The sequence below is a fragment of the Rhizobium sp. S96 genome (assembly GCF_030382195.1).
GTDB lineage: Bacteria > Pseudomonadota > Alphaproteobacteria > Rhizobiales > Rhizobiaceae > Rhizobium.
The window spans coordinates 450,138-467,456 of sequence record NZ_JAUDRY010000010.1 but is presented as its reverse complement, the minus strand read 5'-3'; the positions used below and the strand labels follow the sequence as shown (position 1 = coordinate 467,456).

Genomic DNA, 17,319 nt, shown 5'->3' with positions numbered 1-17,319 from the left:
CAGGCAAACGTCGATAACGCCTGGAATTGCGACAAACGATAAGGAAGAGCCCGGAAAAACCGGGCTCTTGATGGATGTTACTGCTGCGGCTGCTCAGCGGGCGCATCGCCCGGCTGCGGCTGCTTGTTGGCATCCTCGTAGCCCTTGCGGAGCGTTTCGTCGCTGATGTCGACCTTCGACTTTTCCTTGGCGGCAGCGAGAAGCGCAAGATACTTGTCGCGCATGACGAGTTGACGAACCTGATCCTTGACCTGGTCGTATGCCGGCGGAGCCGCGTCGCGCTTGTCCTCGACCAGAATGACGTGGTAGCCGAAATCGGTCTTCACAGGGGTCTTGGAGTAGGTGCCCTTGTCGAGCGCGAAAGCAGCGTCTTCGAATTCCTTGACCATGCGGCCCTTGGTGAAATAGCCGAGATCGCCGCCGTCAGCCTTGTTCGGGTCGGTGGACTTTTCCTTGGCCAGTTCAGCGAAATTCTTGCCGGCGTCGAGCTGCTTGATGACGTCCTGGGCTTCAGCCTCGGTCTTCACCAGGATGTGGCGTGCATGCACTTCTTCCTGCTTCGGAAGGGCTGCGACTTCCTTCTCGTAGCGCGCCTTGACTTCGTCATCGGTGACGGTGTCGACGACATGCTTCTTGAAGTAGGCGTTATGCAGCTCGCGATCGGCGAGGTACTGCATGCGCTTCTTGAACTCAGGCGTCTGATCGAGCTGTTCGGCAGCGGCATCCTTGGCAAGCAGCTTCACGTCGATTGCAGCAGAGAGCGCGGCGACCTTCTTCTGGTCGTCGGGCAGCTGTGCAAGCTGCGGATCCAGATTGGCAACGGCCAGATCCAGCTCCGACTGATGGATCTCGACATCACCAACCTTGGCAACCACCGCATCCGGCTTGTCTTCTGCACGGACCGGCGCCTGGAACGCAACGAATGTCGCGAATGCCATGACGGCGATTTTGTTGTAGTTCAACATCAAATAACCCTTCACAGTTAAACCACCGGCTTCAACTTCGTGAATCCAGCCTGAAACAGCCATCAACACTGGAATGTGGCCTTTCTATATCAGCCAAATCCGTTGACATCATTCGACCCCCCTCTTATCTGTCACGCAACCTCGCGTCCAGAACAGTTTCCTGGCGTTTCGAGACGTGCGCCTGAATTTCGGCCGGGCCACGGATAAGAAAAGCCGGGGAAGTATTTGAGAAAGGACCAGTCATATGGTCAGCTTTGGCGGTATAGCCCGCAAAATATTTGGCTCTGCCAATGATCGCCGCGTGCGGTCCTTCCAGCCGAACGTCGCCGCAATCAATGCGATTGAGGAAAAAACCCGCGCATTGTCGGACGAACAGCTCGCCGCGCAGACCGTGGAGTTCCGCAAGCTGCTCGCGGAAGGCAAGACGCTGGACGACATTCTCGTTCCGGCCTTCGCCGTCGTTCGCGAAGCCTCGCGCCGCGTCCTCGGCATGCGACCTTTTGACGTACAGCTCGTCGGCGGCATGATCCTGCATTCGAACGCGATTGCGGAAATGAAGACCGGTGAAGGTAAGACGCTGGTGGCCACGCTGCCGGTCTATCTCAATGCACTGTCCGGTAAGGGCGTGCACGTCGTCACCGTCAACGATTACCTCGCGCAGCGCGATGCGGGCACGATGGGGCGGGTCTACAGCTTCCTCGGCCTGACCACCGGCGTCATCATTCACGGTCTCTCCGATGAAGAACGCGCCGCCGCTTATGCCTGCGACATCACATACGCGACCAACAACGAGCTCGGCTTCGATTATCTGCGCGATAACATGAAGTACGAAAAGAACCAGATGGTTCAGCGCGGCCACAACTTCGCGATTGTCGACGAAGTTGACTCCATCCTGGTCGACGAAGCCCGCACGCCGCTCATTATCTCCGGCCCGCTGGACGATCGCTCCGACCTCTACAACACCATCGACGCCTTCATTCCGCTCCTGTCGGCGGAAGACTATGAAATCGATGAAAAGCAGCGCTCCGCCAACTTCTCCGAAGAAGGCACCGAGAAGCTGGAAAACCTGCTGCGCCAGGCCGGCCTGCTCAAGGGCAATGCGCTCTACGACATCGAAAACGTCGCGATCGTCCACCACGTCAACAACGCTCTGAAGGCCCACAAGCTCTTCCAGCGCGACAAGGACTACATCGTCCGCAACGACGAGATCGTCATCATCGACGAGTTCACCGGCCGCATGATGCCGGGCCGCCGTTATTCGGAAGGCCAGCACCAGGCGCTGGAAGCCAAGGAACATGTGAAGATCCAGCCTGAGAACCAGACGCTGGCGCAGATCACCTTCCAGAATTACTTCCGCATGTATGGCAAGCTCGGCGGCATGACCGGTACCGCGCAGACGGAAGCGGAAGAATTCGGCAACATCTACGGTCTCGACGTCGTCGAAGTACCGACCAACCTGCCGATCCAGCGTATCGACGAGGACGACGAGGTCTATCGGACCTTCGAAGAGAAGTACAAGGCGATCATCGCCGAGATCGCGGATGCGCAGAAGCGCGGCCAGCCGGTTCTGGTCGGTACGACCTCGATCGAAAAGTCCGAACTGCTCGCCGACCTGATGCGCAAGCAGGGCTTCAACAACTTCCAGGTTCTGAACGCCCGCTACCACGAGCAGGAAGCCTATATCGTTGCCCAGGCTGGCGTGCCCGGCGCCGTCACCATCGCCACCAACATGGCGGGTCGCGGTACCGACATTCAGCTCGGCGGCAACCTCGACATGCGTGTTGAGCGCGAGCTTGGCGAAGTCGAGGAAGGTCCGGAGCGCGACGCCAAGATCGAGGCGATCCGCGAAGAGATCAAGCAACTCAAGGAAAAGGCGCTGGCCGCCGGCGGTCTCTACGTCATCGCGACGGAACGCCACGAAAGCCGCCGTATCGATAACCAGCTGCGCGGCCGTTCCGGCCGTCAGGGCGACCCGGGCCGCTCGAAGTTCTACCTTTCGCTTCAGGACGACCTGATGCGCATCTTCGGCTCCGACCGTATGGATTCGATGCTGACCAAGCTCGGTCTCAAGGAAGGCGAGGCAATCGTCCATCCCTGGATCAACAAGGCTCTGGAACGCGCGCAGAAGAAGGTCGAAGCCCGCAACTTCGACATCCGCAAGAATCTCCTGAAGTACGACGACGTTCTGAACGATCAGCGCAAGGTGATCTTCGAGCAGCGTCTCGAGCTGATGGAAGCTGCCAATATCTCCGAAACCGTTTCCGACATGCGTCGTGAGGTCATCGAAGACCTCGTCGACAAGCATATTCCGGAGCGTGCCTACGCCGAACAGTGGGATGCTGCCGGCTTGAAGGAGCAGACGACGGCCCTGCTCAACCTCGACCTGCCGGTTGAGGATTGGGTCAAGGAAGAAGGCATCGGCGAAGACGATATTCGCGAACGCCTGACGGAAGCGTCCAACGCCGCCTTCACCGAAAAGGCCGAGCGCTTTGGCGACGACATCATGCGCTATGTCGAGCGTTCGATCCTCATGCAGACACTGGATGCCCTGTGGCGCGAGCACATCGTCAACCTCGACCACCTGCGCTCCGTCATCGGTTTCCGCGGCTACGCCCAGCGCGATCCGCTGCAGGAATACAAGTCCGAGGCATTCGAGCTCTTCACCTCGCTGCTCAACAATCTGCGCCAGGCGGTTACCGCCCAGCTGATGCGCGTCGAACTTGTGCAGCAGGCGCCGGCCGAGCCGGAACCGCCGCTCATGCAGGCGCATCACTTCGATCCTGATACAGGCGAAGACGATTTCGCCTCGGTCTACCAGGCCTCGGAAGTCATCGTCGCGCCTGAGAACCGCAACCCGACAGATCCGGCAAGCTGGGGCCGCGTTGGCCGCAACGAAGCCTGCCCCTGCGGTTCGGGCAAGAAGTACAAGCACTGCCACGGCGCTTTCGAGCAAGCCTGACGCCGGCTAAGCTTCACTGAGATACCGAAAGCCCCGCGACAGAGATGCCGCGGGGCTTTTTCGTTGATAGGCTCGGGGTATCCAAGCTCAGTGATGGACTGGCCGCAAATCCGTCGTTTTATTTGCGGAGCTTGCCGGCTCGTCTGATTCCCCGAGGAACTTCGTGACTATTGCCGCCGCAACCTTCCCGTATTTCAGCCAGTGGGAAACACCAGCGATGACGCTCCCGGTGTTGAGCGAAGGATCGTCGGCGCTCCTGCGCGATCCGCTATGGCGCGAATCCGGAGCCGAAAGCGTTGAGGAATACGCCCGCTGGGCGGTCAACATCTGCGGCATGGCGTGTCTGAAGATGATTCTGGCTGCGCGCGGTGAGACACATCGAACCGTCGATCTCGCCCGAGCCTGCACCGCCTTTGGCGGGTATGTCGTCAACGACGAGGATCAGTCGATCAAGGGCTTGATCTATGCGCCATTCGTGACCTTCGTCGCCGAAACATTCGGCCTGAAGGCAAAGACGATCACCAACATCCCGACCGCGGGAATTGCGCCGCTCCTTGAAGAGCGGACCGTGTTCATCGCGTCGGTGAACAGTCAGATCCGTTGGCCCGATCGGCAACCGCCGTCGAAGGGTGGCCATCTCGTGCTGGTAACAGCCGCAACGGCTGACGCCATCCGATTCCATAATCCGTCGGGGCATGACCGGGATAGCCAGGCGAATGTGACGCTTCCCGCGTCAACGTTCGACCGCTTCTTCGCCAATCGCGGTATCGCCGTGACGCTCTGATTTCTGTTCGAGATTATCCAAGGGGACTATTGATGGCAGCCACGACGCCTGGCGAAAGCAAGGGTAAAAACCAAGGCAACGAAAAACGCCTGCGGGTGGCAGTTCTGTTCGGCGGGCGCTCTCCTGAGCACGACGTCTCGATCCTGTCCGCCACCAACGTCGTTCGCGCTCTTGATCCTGATAGATACGATGTGCTCCCGGTTTTCGTGACCAAGGACGGACAGTGGCGCATGGTGCCGGCGAACATGGATCTGTCGGCCGCCGGAAACGCAACCGGCCTGCCGCAGCTGAGCCTGTTGCCGGGTGGACGGGGTCGCCTGTTCGCCATTCCCGACGCTGGGGCAGCATTCGAGTTGTCTGCGATCGACGTTCTCTTTCCCGTGCTGCACGGCATGCATGGCGAGGATGGTTCTGTTCAGGGACTGGCCGAGGTCGCCCGTATCCCTCTCGCCGGCTGCGGCGTGCTGGGATCGGCCACCGCCATCGACAAGGACATTGCCAAACGCCTTCTTCGAGAAGCGGGCATGCCAGTCGCAACATCCGTCTGCATCGAGGAACCTGACACCCCGTCGTTCGAGGAGGCTGTCGCGAAGCTGGGCCTGCCGCTCTTCGTCAAGCCCGCTCGCCAGGGTTCCTCCGTCGGCGTCAGCAAGGTGACGAACAAAGAGGAGTTCACCGTCGCTCTGGCAGAGGGCTTCAAGTATGATCGCAAGCTGTTGGCCGAGGAGTTCATTCGCGGACGCGAGGTCGAGTGCAGCGTGCTGGAACATCCCAGCGGTGAGCTGTTTGTCTCCCTGCCGGGCGAGATCGCGCCGTCCGCCCATCATGGCTTCTACAGCTATGACGCAAAGTATATCGATGAGGACGGCGCGTCATTGAGGGTGCCGGCCCAGCTCCCCAAGGATGTGGAGGATAAGATCCGCGCGACAGCCAACCTCGCCTTCAAGGCGCTCGGCTGCGACGGCATGGCCCGCGTCGACTTCTTCCTCACCGAGGATATGTCGTTCGTCGTCAATGAAATCAACACGATCCCCGGCTTCACCGACATCAGCATGTATTCCAAGGCCATAGCGGCGAGTGGCGTCAGCTACGCCGAAATCATTGACCGGCTGATCGAACACGCACTGGCGCGCGCCAACCGATAGGCGGTCGACGCTCGCGAAAACATCCAGCCGCCGCGATAGACCGGCGCTCCTCGGCACACCGTTTCTTAACCCTGATCTGGCAAGAGTTAGGCACGATTTGCCAGAGAGTTTTGCGTGTTCATGATGGCGGTCATAGAGACAGCGGAAAAGATGCTGCCTGCGGGGTTGAGGCCCACGGGCGGCCGGCTGTTGCGTGCCTTGGCCAGCCTCCTGACCCAGCGGGATGAGAAAGCCACCGCCCAGCGCATGGCGCTCACTGCATTCTCGATCCGCATTATCAGCGCTGCCCTTGCCTTCCTCTCGCAGATCGTTCTTGCCCGCCTGATGGGCGAGTACGAATACGGCATCTTCGTCTTTGTCTGGGTTCTGATCATTCTGTTCGGCGACCTCTCCTGCCTGGGGTTTCATACGGCGATCATCCGCTTCCTGCCGCAATACAAGGCGGCCGGCGCCTTCGAGGAGATTCGCGGATTGACGGGAACCGCGCGCATCTTCGGACTGCTCTCAGGCACGGTTGTGCTCGGCATCGGCATGGTCGCGCTCTATCTTTTCGGCAGCCGCATCCAAAGCTACTACGTCATCCCGATCTTCCTCGGGCTTCTTGCAATGCCGATGATCGCTCTCGGCGATATCCTGGAAGGTACGTCGCGCGCCAATCACTGGCCCGTCATGGCGTTGAGCCCCGTCTACATCATCCGCCCGATCCTGATCATCCTGTTCATGCTGGTCGCCATCGGCCTCGGCGCGGAGCATACCGCCGTTACAGCCATGCAGGCCGCCTTGGTCGCAACCTACGTCACCGCCGTTGGGCAGTACGTCGCCACCCTGTTTCGGCTTCGGCGTCACTACCATGAAGGCCCGCGCAAGATCGATTTCATCGCCTGGCTTAGCGTCGCCTTTCCGATCTTCCTGATCGAGGGCGTCGGCTTCCTGTTGACCAATTCTGATGTCGTGGTCGTCGGCATCTTCCTGGAGCCGCACGACGTCGCGATCTACTTCGCCGCGGCAAAGACGATGGCGATGGTTCATTTCATCAACTTTTCGGTCAAGGCGGCATCCGGGCCGCGCTTCTCCAGCATCATCGCGGAAGGCACACGCTCCGAACTGGCAGCGGCCGCAATCGACGCTGCGAAATGGACCTTCTGGCCGGCGCTCGGGGTCGGGCTCTGCGTGCTCGCCGCCGGTCATCTGCTGCTTTCGCTGTTCGGCGGCGCGTTTACCGCCGGCTACATTCTGATGGTCATCCTGCTTGCCGGTATCCTTGCCAAGGCGCTCGTCGGCCCGGCCGAGACCCTTCTGATGATGGCGGGCAAGCAGAACATGTGCGTCATCCTCTACGCCGGGGCGCTGACGGCAAACGTCCTTCTGAACGTGCTCCTGATTCCAAGGTTTGGCATCGAGGGCGCGGCTATCGCGACCGCCTCCGCCATGGGCGTGGAAGCCATACTTCTTCATATTGCCGTGCGCCGTGCGCTCGGCATTACTCTGTTCGCATTCGCTGACGCGGACGCGGCCTGCAAAAACATGAAAGCCTGATAGAATGGTGCGTACTCCTCCTGCTACCGAGACGACCGATGCGATGGCGAACCGAATGGTCCACGAACTCGCGGCGCTGGAGTTCGACGCGCCGCAGGCGGATGCGCGCGTCAATATCGGCCGGCCGGGACGAGAGCTGTGCCTCTACTCCGGCAAGCTTGGATACGAACTCCAGGACGAGCTCGATTTTCTCTCCAACCGCGCGCTGGAGCCGAACGTCTTTTTCACCGGCCGCTTCCTTGCGCCAGCAATGCCGCGCCTCGATGACCGGCAGGTGAACTTCGCGCTGATGCGCGACCAGAACGGCAGGCGCAGTCGCATGCGCTTCCTGATGCCGTTCTCGGTGGAAAAGCCAGGCTTTGCCGTAGGTCCGTCGATCATCCGTGTTTGGTCGAACAGCTTTGCACCACTCGGAACGCCTCTGATCGATGCGGAGGACGCCGCCGAAACGCTCGACAACCTGCTCGACGGATTGATCAGCGGCGATCTCCGCCTACCCAAGATCCTGGTCATCCCGGACCTGAGACTGGACAGCGTTTTCGCGCGGATGATCCGGGCGGTTGCCATCAGCCGCAACCTGCCGATCACGATTGCGAACCCCTATCAGCGCCCGATGCTTCAAAGCGATGAGGACGCCACGGTCTACCTAGGCAAAGCCGTTTCCGCCTCGCACATGCGCGAGATGCGCCGCCAGTGGCGCCTGCTTGAAGAACAGGGAACTGTCGTCTACAGCGTCGCCCGCCAGGCGCGCGAGGTCCACCGTCGCTTCGAGGAGTTTCTGGCGCTTGAGGCCGGCGGCTGGAAGGGCAAGCGACGCAGCGCCCTGGTCACCGACCGCTATCATACCGCCTTCGCCCGCGAGGCGATTTCCAATCTTGCCGCCGCCGACGCTGTGCGCATTCACAGCATCGACCTGAACGGCAAGGCGATTGCCGCAACCGTCGTGCTGATGATGGGCGGCGAGGCTTACACCTGGAAAACCGCCTATGACGAGGCCTATGGCCGATATTCTCCGGGCAAGCTGCTGATGGCGGAATTGACGGAATGGCACCTCGACGATGCCAACATCGTCCGCTCCGATTCCTGCGCGGTTCCCAACCACCCGATCATGAGCCGTTTCTGGCAGGAGCGGGAAGAAATGGGGACGCTGATCATCGGCCTCGATCAGAACGGCGACCGCGACGTCCGGCAAGTCGCCACCCAGCTGCACATGTATACGAGCACCCGCAACGTGGCGAAAATGCTGCGTCAGAAAATCATGTCGCTTGCGGGTCGGGGATAAGCGCTTCGGCAGCAGCCCTTTGCCTCAGAAGACGACGGATAACCTTGCCTGTCGTCGTCAGCGGCAGCTCATCGACGAATTCGACTTCGCGTGGATATTCATGCATCGAAAGCCGCGTCTTCACCCACGCGCTGATCTCGCCGGCGAGCGTCTGGCTGGCTTTAAAGCCCGGCACGAGCACGATATAGGCTTTGACGATTTCGGTGCGAAGCGGATCCGGCTTGCCGATCGCCGCCGCGAGCTGCACCGCCGGGTGTCCCGTCAGGCAATCCTCGATCTCGGCAGGACCGATCCGATATCCCGATGACGTGATGACGTCGTCGTCGCGCCCGAGGAAGGTGACGAAACCCTCGGCGTCCTGTCGTCCGAGGTCGCCGGTCAGTAGCCAGTCATTGGCAAACTTGCGTTCGGTTGCCGCGGCGTCCCCCCAGTATCCCAGGAACATCACGGGATCCGGTCGTTTGACCGCGATCTGTCCTGCTTCGCCCACCGGCAACTCCTCGCCGAGTTCATTGACGATTGCAACGCGGTGCCCGGGAACAGCCTTTCCGATCGCGCCGGCTCTGCTCACGTCATGCGCGGCGCTTGATGACAGGACGAAGTTGCACTCCGTCTGGCCGTAGAATTCGTTGACACGGATGTCGAGTGTCTTCTTCACCCATTCGTAGGTTTCGGCGCCGAGAGATTCGCCCGCGGAACCGATCGTGCGAAGCACAAGATCGTATTTCGCCCTTGGATCTGGAACCGACTTCAAGAGCCGCAGCGCCGTTGGCGGGATAAAGCCGTTTCGAACCTTCATCTCGGCCATGATCCGATATGCCATATCGGCATCGAATTTCTGCGCTGGCGAGGAGACGACCGGGACGCCGAGCAGGAGGCTGGGCAGCAGCGCGTTCAGCAAGCCGCCCGCCCATGCCCAGTCAGACGGCGTCCAGACCTTGTCGCCGGCCTGCGGAAAGCCTTCATGGGCGAATTGCATTCCTGGAATGTGCCCTGCCAGAACCCGGTGCCCATGCAGCGCCCCCTTCGGCGCGCCGGTAGTGCCCGACGTAAAGATCATCAACGCCGGATCGTCCGGCCCTGTATGAATGGTTTCGAATTCCTGGGCGTGCTCGTCCACCAGCGAGGAAAACGACAATGTTCTCCCTGTCTCTCCATCGACCGTGATCACCGACTTCAGATCCGGAAGCCGAGCACGGATCTCGCTAAGTCGTTCCAGGCCAAAGGCGTTTGTGATGATCCCGGCTGCACCCGCCGTCTTCAGCCGATATTCGAGCGCCTCAACCCCGAACAGCAGAGCCAGCGGCAGCGCGATCGCGCCCATCTTGTAGATGGCGACATGCCCGATCACCGTCTCGAATGACTGCGGAAGGAGCAACGCGATACGGTCGCCTCGCCGTAAACCCAACGACACAAGCGCATTGGCCAGCGACGACGACCGCGCCGCCAACTCGCGATACGTCATCGACAGATGGTGGCCATCGGGGCTGAAATGCTCAAGGCAGACACGGTCTGGCGCGCGAGCCGCCCACTCGTCGCTGACGGCGCGGCCAATATTGAAATCGTCCGGGATGGACCACGCGAAATCGCGATAGAGGTCCTCATAGCGATCCCGCGGTGGCAGTTTCATCGACATGATCCAACAAATGCTGCACCAGCTAACACCCTGGATGCCGTTTGCGCAAGCCGACACCGGGGAGACGGCGCCTGCTGTTCTCGCAGACGCGAAAACCTCGGCTTATCGCCTGCCATTTCCCTGTCGGCCGCCCTAGATAGCATTGGCCAGCTCAGGAGCTTGCGGTTTCGGTAGGATCGATTTCATGGATTACGTCAAATTTGGAAACACCGGCATGGAAGTGTCGAAGATCTGCCTCGGCTGCATGACCTTCGGCGATCCGAACCGCGGCACCCACAGCTGGACACTTGCAGAGGAAGACAGTCGGCTGCTGATCCGCCAGGCCATCGAACTCGGCATCAACTTCCTCGACACGGCGAACACCTATTCCGACGGCTCGTCGGAGGAAATCGTCGGCCGCGCGATCAGGGATTTCTCGAGGCGTGAGGACATCGTGCTCGCCACGAAGGTCTTCAACCGCATGCGACCGGGACCGAATGGCGCAGGGCTTTCCCGAAAGGCCATATTCGACGAGATCGACAACAGCCTGCGCCGGCTGGGAACGGACTATGTCGACCTCTACCAGATCCACCGCTTTGACTACACGACGCCGATCGAAGAAACGCTCGAAGCGCTTCATGACGTCGTGAAAGCCGGCAAGGCACGCTACATCGGCGCCTCCTCGATGTACGCTTGGCAGTTTGCCAAGATGCTCTACACATCAAAGGCAAATGGCTGGACCGAATTCGTGAGCATGCAGGACCACCTGAACCTGCTCTACCGCGAAGAGGAGCGCGAAATGCTGCCCTTCTGCGCCGACCAGAAGATCGCCGTCATCCCCTGGAGCCCGCTCGCGCGCGGCCGCCTGACGCGTGACTGGGACGAAAAGACGGAACGCAGCGAAAGCGACGAATTCGGCAAGACGCTGTACAAGCAAGCCCACGATGCCGATCGCGCGATCGTCGAAGTCGTCGGACGTCTCGCTGCCAAGCACGCGGTACCGCGCGCCCAGATCGCGGCTGCCTGGGTCCTGCAGAAAAGTGCGATCACCGCGCCGATCATCGGCGCCTCGAAGCCCGGCCATTTGACGGATGCGGTTGCCGCACTGGCGCTGAAGCTCAGCCCGGAGGATGTGGCCGCGCTTGAGGAGCCTTACGTCCCACATCGCGTCGAAGGCTTCAAATAAGGTCAAGATGCCCGTGGTCGTCTACCTCGCCGCCGGCGAGAGCGAAGCCTTTGCCGTGAACAGGAAGCTGTCGGAGAGTTCGCGGCTTTCCACCGCGCGCGCCAGAATGACGGCACCCATCATCGAGGACAGTGTCGTGAAACCTTTGTCGCGACGTTCTTCCGATGTCGATCCCGGTACGATCTCCGACAGGATCTCGACAAGGTCGGAAAGGCCGTCATTGAACGTTTCCCGCACCGCTCCACGGCTGCGGCTGACCTCCTGGACCAGCGAGGCGAAGACGCAACTGCCGCCCGGATCATCGACGCTGCAGCGTGAGAGATAATGATCGAGCAGCGCCTCAAGCGGTCGATCCGGGGCTGCTGCAATGAGTTCACGCCACCGGATCTTGACCCTCTCGATCAGTTTGCGGCTGACCTCGAGCGCCAAGTCTTCCTTCGATTCGAAATGCCCATAGAAGCCGCCATGCGTCAGGCCCGCCGCCTTCATGATCTCGGCGACACCGGTGCCCTCGAAACCCCTTTCGCGAAAAAGCACGCCGGCAACAGCCAGGATCTTCTCGCGGTTCTCGGCAAATTTCTCTCGGCTCACCCGCATCTGGCTCTCCGCAAAATAGCTTCTTGACAATTTATATGACGTCCATCATCAATAATCAACAATGATGATGCTCATCATGTAAATATTGGCCTTCCCGGCAACCCAAGACGGAACAGCACAATGGTCTCCACTGCCCTTGCCTCCTCGCTCGCGCGGCGCAACATTCATTACGGATGGGTTGTCGTCGCTGCGACCTTCGTCACCATGCTGGTCACGGCAGGTGCGATGGGGGCGCCTGGCGTTCTTATCAAGCCGCTGCAGGATGAATTCGGCTGGGAAACCTCGCAGATTTCCTCGGCATTGGCCGTTCGCCTGGTGCTCTTCGGCCTGATGGGACCCTTCTCGGCCGCCTTCATGAACTACTTCGGCGTCCGCAAGGTCATCGTTTTTGCCATGATCCTGATTTCCAGCGGCTTCGTCGGTTCCCTGTTTATGACCGAGATCTGGCAGTTGCTGCTGCTTTGGGGCGTCGTCGTCGGGCTCGGCACCGGTTTGACGGCAATGGTGCTGGCCGCAACCGTCTCGGCACGCTGGTTCACCAAGCACCGGGGTCTGGTTGTCGGCATGCTGTCTGCCAGCTCCGCCACCGGCCAACTCGTCTTCCTGCCATTGATGGCGCAGCTGACAGAAACCTATGGCTGGCGCACCACGGTATTCTTCGTCTGCGGCATGATCCTGTTTGCGGCCCTTGTCGTCCTGGCCTTCATGCGCGATCGCCCGTCCGATCTCAACCTGCCGTCCTTCGGTGAGGAACAGGTTTCCCCGCCGCCTCCGGCGCAATCCGGCTTGTTGGCGATGCTGGCCACGCCGATCACCGTGCTCAAGGACGTCTCGAAGACCTCCACCTTCTGGATTCTCTTCGCCACCTTTTTCATTTGCGGGCTGAGCACCAACGGCCTCATCCAGACCCACTTCGTGACACTCTGCGGCGATTTCGGTATCCTGCCCGTGGCGGCAGCCAGCGTGCTCGCCGTCATGGGCATCTTCGATTTCTTCGGCACGATCGGTTCCGGCTGGCTTTCCGACCGTTTCGACAATCGCTGGCTACTCTTCTGGTACTACGGCCTGCGCGGTCTTTCGCTGCTCTTCCTGCCCTTCAGCGACTTCAGCTTCTATGGCCTGTCTATCTTCGCGGTCTTCTATGGGCTGGACTGGATTGCGACCGTGCCGCCCACCGTCAAGATCGCTGCCGACCGCTTCGGACGCGAACGCGCGGGCATCGTCTTTGGCTGGATCTTCACCGGCCATCAGCTGGGTGCGGCCACCGCCGCCTATGGTGCCGGCCTGTCGCGCACGGAATTGCAGAGCTACCTGCCTGCCTTCTTCATCGCCGGCGCATTCTGCCTGCTGGCTTCGATCCTGGCGATAACGCTGAAGAAACCGGGCCTGGCGACAACGGCACCAGCCGCGGCCCGCTGAACGGCACTCTTCCGGCCGCATTCTTTCGGCCGGAAGCCCCCGTTAAATCAGCCCGATAACGTCGCCCGTGGTCTTGCGTGCCCGGGCGAACGCATGCTAGACACCCGCCTCGTCGGTATCCGTTGCCCCATTGGCGGAATTGGTAGACGCGCTCGACTCAAAATCGAGTTTCGAAAGAAGTGCTGGTTCGACTCCGGCATGGGGCACCACCCACCTCCGACGCTTGATATCACCGGCTGATAAGAACATTGCTGCCTGCGAACAGAGGTGGTCTCGTCTCGCTCTATTGAGACATGTTCGGCTTTGCCGAAGCGCGGATGCGCTCCATTGCGGCCAGAAGGGCATCCTTTGTCCCGTAGCCATCCTGGAAGAGATCAAAGAGCGTCGAGGCTGCCTGGCAGCCTTCGAGGCTGTTCGGCGCCTTCTTGTGTAGGGAACACCATTCCGAAAGCGCCTCGAACACGACGTGGACGTCGTCTCTAAAGAAAATATGGTGAGATATTCTGGTCATGGTCACCGCTCCGCTCTCTAAGGCAGAAGCACGCAACTCCCAAGCGGTCATCGCCACTGAATGCCGACCGATGAAGCGACCATACGCCCTATGGCGGAGCGTCGCTATTAACTAAGACATGTCGCCGCGCGGCCGCTGGCTGGGCCTATTGCGCAACCAGCCGTGCTTGCCGCCGCTCCAGTCTCCTCCGACCGATTCTCTTCCCGAAGTCGATCATCGGATGCTCGAAATAGAATGTGGAGATGTGAGCGGCAAGGAAGGTGATCAGAATCAATAGTGGACGCTTTAGATAGCGCACCAGCGTGTCGCCGGTGCCAAGCCATGTCGAACCCAGGACCCCATGAATCACGTAGACGGCATAGGAAGTCTGTGCCACGTAGACCGCCGCCCGTGACGTAAAGAGATGGTACATGCATGTCGGAAACGCGAAGAAGGATGTGCCAACAACTGCGGCAGAGACATAGGGCCTGAAATAATTCAGCGCCCCCATTGCTGGATGGGACGACGCAAAAAGCAGCGCCAGCAGGATGATTGGCGTTACGCTGGGCAGTCTCCTCGGCCAACTCATCTCGCTCAGCCGGGGGTAGGCAAGCGCAAGCGTTGCGCCCGCCAGAATTTCGTCAACTCTGAACCATGTCACGATATCAAGATGCGTACCCGTCAAAACGCGCAGCGTCGTCACAGCCAGGCATACCAACGGCAGCAGATAGAGCCCGCGCCGGCCAAGCAAGGCGACAAGTAAAGCGACCGCCACGTAGAACTGCATCTCGACGCAGAGGCTCCACAAGTGCCCGCCGCCGTCCAGCAGATGCTGGGGTGGAAGATTGGCAACAAACAGAAAGTTGGCGAGGAAAGTCGTCAGATCCGCCCCACCGACCAGCGTCAGCACCGTGATCGTAAGCCACGCCAGGGGCAGGATGCGGAATGTGCGCCTGAGCAGGAAGTCGGGCACATCCGCCCGCGCCAGCAAGAACCTCGTGATAAGAAAACCCGAAAGTGTGAAAAATAGAACCATGCCGGCGGAAGCGGCCGACGCGTTGCCGTTCCAGGACTTCGGTCCCAAGGGGAGCAAATGACCGGCAAGCACAAGCAGGATGCTGAGCGCCCTCCAGCCGTCGAGAATGGCGATCCTGTGTTCCCCCGATTCCCCCGGATTGCCCTTGGACCACAAGCTGGACCACAATGCAGGCAGAAAATTGCCTTTCGGCTGTACGACTGTCTCGTTCAGAGTGTCTGGCATCGTGTTCTCCGGAAGAAGCCCATCTTGCATCCCCGGTCCGCACGCGACCTTTGCAGATCGTGAGTGAGCCTCATGAATTGAGCCTCAAGGGATCTATATTCTCAACCCCTCTATTAGGTGTACTTAATTGACACATCTAAACGTCTGCTGATTGCAAAATCAGCGGTTCAATTTCGCTCTCGCTTCGGTCAAAGTGAAACCGCCAAGAGGGAAAGGGCGGACGTGCATCAGGAAGTTACGCTTATCGCCACCGTGGCCGTCAGCTTTGTCTGCGCGGCAGTGTTCGGCTACATCGCGGATCGGGTGAGGCTGCCGCCACTGGTGGGCTATCTCATAGCTGGCATCGCCATGGGACCAATGACTCCCGGCTTTGTCGCGGATGCGGGCCTGGCCAGCCAGTTGGCGGAGATGGGCGTCATCCTGCTGATGTTTGGCGTCGGGCTGCATTTTTCGACCGCCGATTTGCTTGCGGTCCGCGGCGTTGCCGTTCCTGGAGCGATCGCTCAGATTGTTGTTGCGACGATCTTCGGCATCGGTCTCGCGGAATTGTGGGGCTGGAGCCTGGGCGCTGGCATCGTTTTCGGCCTCTGCCTTTCGGTTGCGAGCACCGTCGTGCTGCTCAAGGCACTCGAGGAACACAACCTGCTGGACTCGGCAAGCGGCCGCGTCGCCGTCGGCTGGCTGATTGTCGAGGACCTGGTGATGGTGCTTGCCCTGGTGCTCTTGCCGGCACTTGCGGAAGTCCTTGGCGGTCACGCGGCCGAAGGCGCCGCGCACGGCACCGGCATGCCGCTGGCGCTGACGGTCGCGCTGACCTTGCTCAAGGTCGGCGCATTCGCCGTCATGGCGATCTTCCTGGGACCGAAGGTTGTCCCCTGGCTGCTGACGTCGGTCGCAAGAACAGGATCACGCGAGCTCTTCACCTTGACCGTCCTGGCGATTGCGCTCGGCATCGCCTTCGGCTCCGCACAGATCTTCGGCGTCTCCTTCGCACTCGGCGCCTTTTTTGCCGGCGTCGTGATGAGCGAATCCAATCTGAGCCACAGGGCTGCAGCTGATTCCCTGCCGCTGCAGAATGCCTTCTCGGTGTTGTTCTTCGTCTCGGTCGGCATGCTGTTCGATCCATCGATTCTGGTGCGCCAGCCGATGGCGGTCTTGGCAGCCCTTCTGCTGATCATTTTTGGCAAGGCCATCATCTCGTTCGTCGTGGTGGCACTGCTTCGATATCCCATCGGCATGGGCCTGACCGTCGCAGGCGGCCTTGCGCAGATTGGCGAGTTCTCTTTCATCCTCGCTGGCCTCGGCGTCTCCCTCGGTCTGCTGCCGCACGACGGCCAGGACGTCATTCTGGCCGCGGCGATCATTTCGATCACGCTCAATCCGCTCGTGTGCACCGTCGCCGAAGCGCTGCATGACTATATCCATCACCGCTGGGCGGGTTTCTACGCTCGCTACGGTCATCGCCGTCTCGAAGTTCTCAATCGCGAGCTCGACAAGATTCGCGCAATAACCGAGGCGCGCGAACGCCAGCATCAATTGGAAATTCAGGAACTGACCGAGACCTTCCCGCTGTTTGCCATGGTGGACGAGAATTCGCAGGAAGAATTGCTGCTGCTCTTCCGGCCGAAATCGGCCCTGCCGGGCGAGCGCGTGATGCGCAAGGGCGACCGCGGCGACGGGATGTACTTCCTGTCTTCGGGCGCCGTGGAAGTGCAAGTCGCAGGAGAGCCGATCAGGCTGGAGCCGGGCGCCTTCTTCGGGGAAATGGCATTGCTGACCGGCGGGCGTCGCACGGCGGACGTGGTTGCCGTCGACTTCTGCCAGTTTTTCGTTCTGGAACGCCGCGACTTCAACATGTTCACGGCAAAGCATCCGATCCTGCGCCAGGCGGTCAGCGAAATGGCCCGCGAGCGAACCGAGATGAACGTCATGCGCCAAAGACACAGCCAGCCATCCGGCATCGCGTCGTGACGCGCCGCTGCCGGATCGCCACCTGATCACGAAGAATTTTTCGCTGACCCGCCGCATGAACGACACAGCAAGCATTTACAGGCGGATGCGCGCCCCATAAAGCTCATGC

The 17,319-nt window shown here is 60.4% G+C and carries 13 protein-coding genes and 1 tRNA gene; 9 read left to right on the top strand and 5 right to left on the bottom strand.

Annotation, left to right across the window (positions count from 1 at the left end; translation table 11 throughout):
- Window positions 1-77 precede the first annotated feature (77 nt).
- Window positions 78-965, bottom strand: coding sequence for a peptidylprolyl isomerase (locus QTL94_RS14450; protein ID WP_113521259.1), 888 nt, complete (start codon window positions 963-965; stop codon window positions 78-80).
- Window positions 966-1,209: 244 nt separating this feature from the next.
- Here QTL94_RS14450 and secA point away from each other — a divergent pair, with 244 nt between their 5' ends.
- The 5 genes from secA (at window position 1,210) to QTL94_RS14425 (ending at window position 8,671) form a co-directional block, all read left to right on the top strand.
- Entirely contained in the window at window positions 1,210-3,924 is a 2,715-nt protein-coding gene (secA, locus tag QTL94_RS14445) for a preprotein translocase subunit SecA (RefSeq protein ID WP_113521260.1), read from the top strand.
- 217 nt (window positions 3,925-4,141) lie between these two features.
- Window positions 4,142-4,708 carry a C39 family peptidase gene (locus QTL94_RS14440; protein ID WP_289802355.1) on the top strand — a complete coding sequence of 189 codons (567 nt, stop codon included), beginning with the start codon at window positions 4,142-4,144 and terminating at the stop codon, window positions 4,706-4,708.
- 32 nt (window positions 4,709-4,740) lie between these two features.
- Window positions 4,741-5,853, top strand: a complete 1,113-nt coding sequence (locus QTL94_RS14435; RefSeq protein ID WP_289802331.1) for a D-alanine--D-alanine ligase family protein — start codon at window positions 4,741-4,743, stop codon at window positions 5,851-5,853.
- A gap of 123 nt (window positions 5,854-5,976) precedes the next feature.
- A complete protein-coding gene (locus tag QTL94_RS14430) occupies window positions 5,977-7,389 on the top strand; it encodes a lipopolysaccharide biosynthesis protein (RefSeq protein WP_289802354.1) in 1,413 nt (470 codons plus the stop codon).
- Window positions 7,390-7,393: 4 nt separating this feature from the next.
- On the top strand, window positions 7,394-8,671 hold the full coding sequence (locus QTL94_RS14425; RefSeq protein ID WP_289802330.1) for a GNAT family N-acetyltransferase: 1,278 nt from the start codon (window positions 7,394-7,396) through the stop codon (window positions 8,669-8,671).
- Here QTL94_RS14425 and QTL94_RS14420 read toward each other — a convergent pair.
- Window positions 8,646-10,301: an AMP-binding protein gene (locus QTL94_RS14420; RefSeq protein ID WP_289802329.1), complete on the bottom strand. Its 1,656-nt coding sequence runs from the start codon at window positions 10,299-10,301 to the stop codon at window positions 8,646-8,648. The genes QTL94_RS14425 and QTL94_RS14420 overlap by 26 nt on opposite strands.
- 190 nt (window positions 10,302-10,491) lie before the next feature.
- On the opposite strand from QTL94_RS14420, the gene QTL94_RS14415 reads away from it, so the two are divergent.
- Window positions 10,492-11,472: an aldo/keto reductase gene (locus tag QTL94_RS14415; protein ID WP_289802328.1), complete on the top strand. Its 981-nt coding sequence runs from the start codon at window positions 10,492-10,494 to the stop codon at window positions 11,470-11,472.
- A gap of 21 nt (window positions 11,473-11,493) precedes the next feature.
- Here QTL94_RS14415 and QTL94_RS14410 read toward each other — a convergent pair whose 3' ends face one another.
- The gene (locus tag QTL94_RS14410; protein ID WP_289802327.1) at window positions 11,494-12,069 is read right to left on the bottom strand and encodes a TetR/AcrR family transcriptional regulator; all 576 of its coding nucleotides are present in this window, start codon (window positions 12,067-12,069) and stop codon (window positions 11,494-11,496) included.
- Window positions 12,070-12,189: 120 nt separating this feature from the next.
- Between QTL94_RS14410 and QTL94_RS14405 the strand changes: the two genes are divergently transcribed.
- Both QTL94_RS14405 and QTL94_RS14400 read left to right on the top strand, forming a co-directional pair.
- The gene (locus tag QTL94_RS14405) at window positions 12,190-13,488 is read left to right on the top strand and encodes an MFS transporter (protein ID WP_289802326.1); all 1,299 of its coding nucleotides are present in this window, start codon (window positions 12,190-12,192) and stop codon (window positions 13,486-13,488) included.
- 124 nt (window positions 13,489-13,612) lie between these two features.
- Window positions 13,613-13,697 (top strand) — tRNA-Leu (locus QTL94_RS14400).
- Window positions 13,698-13,771: 74 nt separating this feature from the next.
- Here the strand turns inward: QTL94_RS14400 and QTL94_RS14395 are convergent.
- Both QTL94_RS14395 and QTL94_RS14390 read right to left on the bottom strand, forming a co-directional pair.
- Window positions 13,772-13,999: a hypothetical protein gene (locus QTL94_RS14395; RefSeq protein ID WP_289802325.1), complete on the bottom strand. Its 228-nt coding sequence runs from the start codon at window positions 13,997-13,999 to the stop codon at window positions 13,772-13,774.
- A 145-nt stretch (window positions 14,000-14,144) separates the two neighbouring features.
- Window positions 14,145-15,239, bottom strand: coding sequence for an acyltransferase family protein (locus tag QTL94_RS14390; RefSeq protein WP_083199490.1), 1,095 nt, complete (start codon window positions 15,237-15,239; stop codon window positions 14,145-14,147).
- Window positions 15,240-15,461: 222 nt separating this feature from the next.
- Here QTL94_RS14390 and QTL94_RS14385 point away from each other — a divergent pair, with 222 nt between their 5' ends.
- Window positions 15,462-17,210, top strand: a complete 1,749-nt coding sequence (locus QTL94_RS14385) for a cation:proton antiporter domain-containing protein (protein ID WP_289802324.1) — start codon at window positions 15,462-15,464, stop codon at window positions 17,208-17,210.
- The last annotated feature ends 109 nt before the right edge of the window (window positions 17,211-17,319 follow it).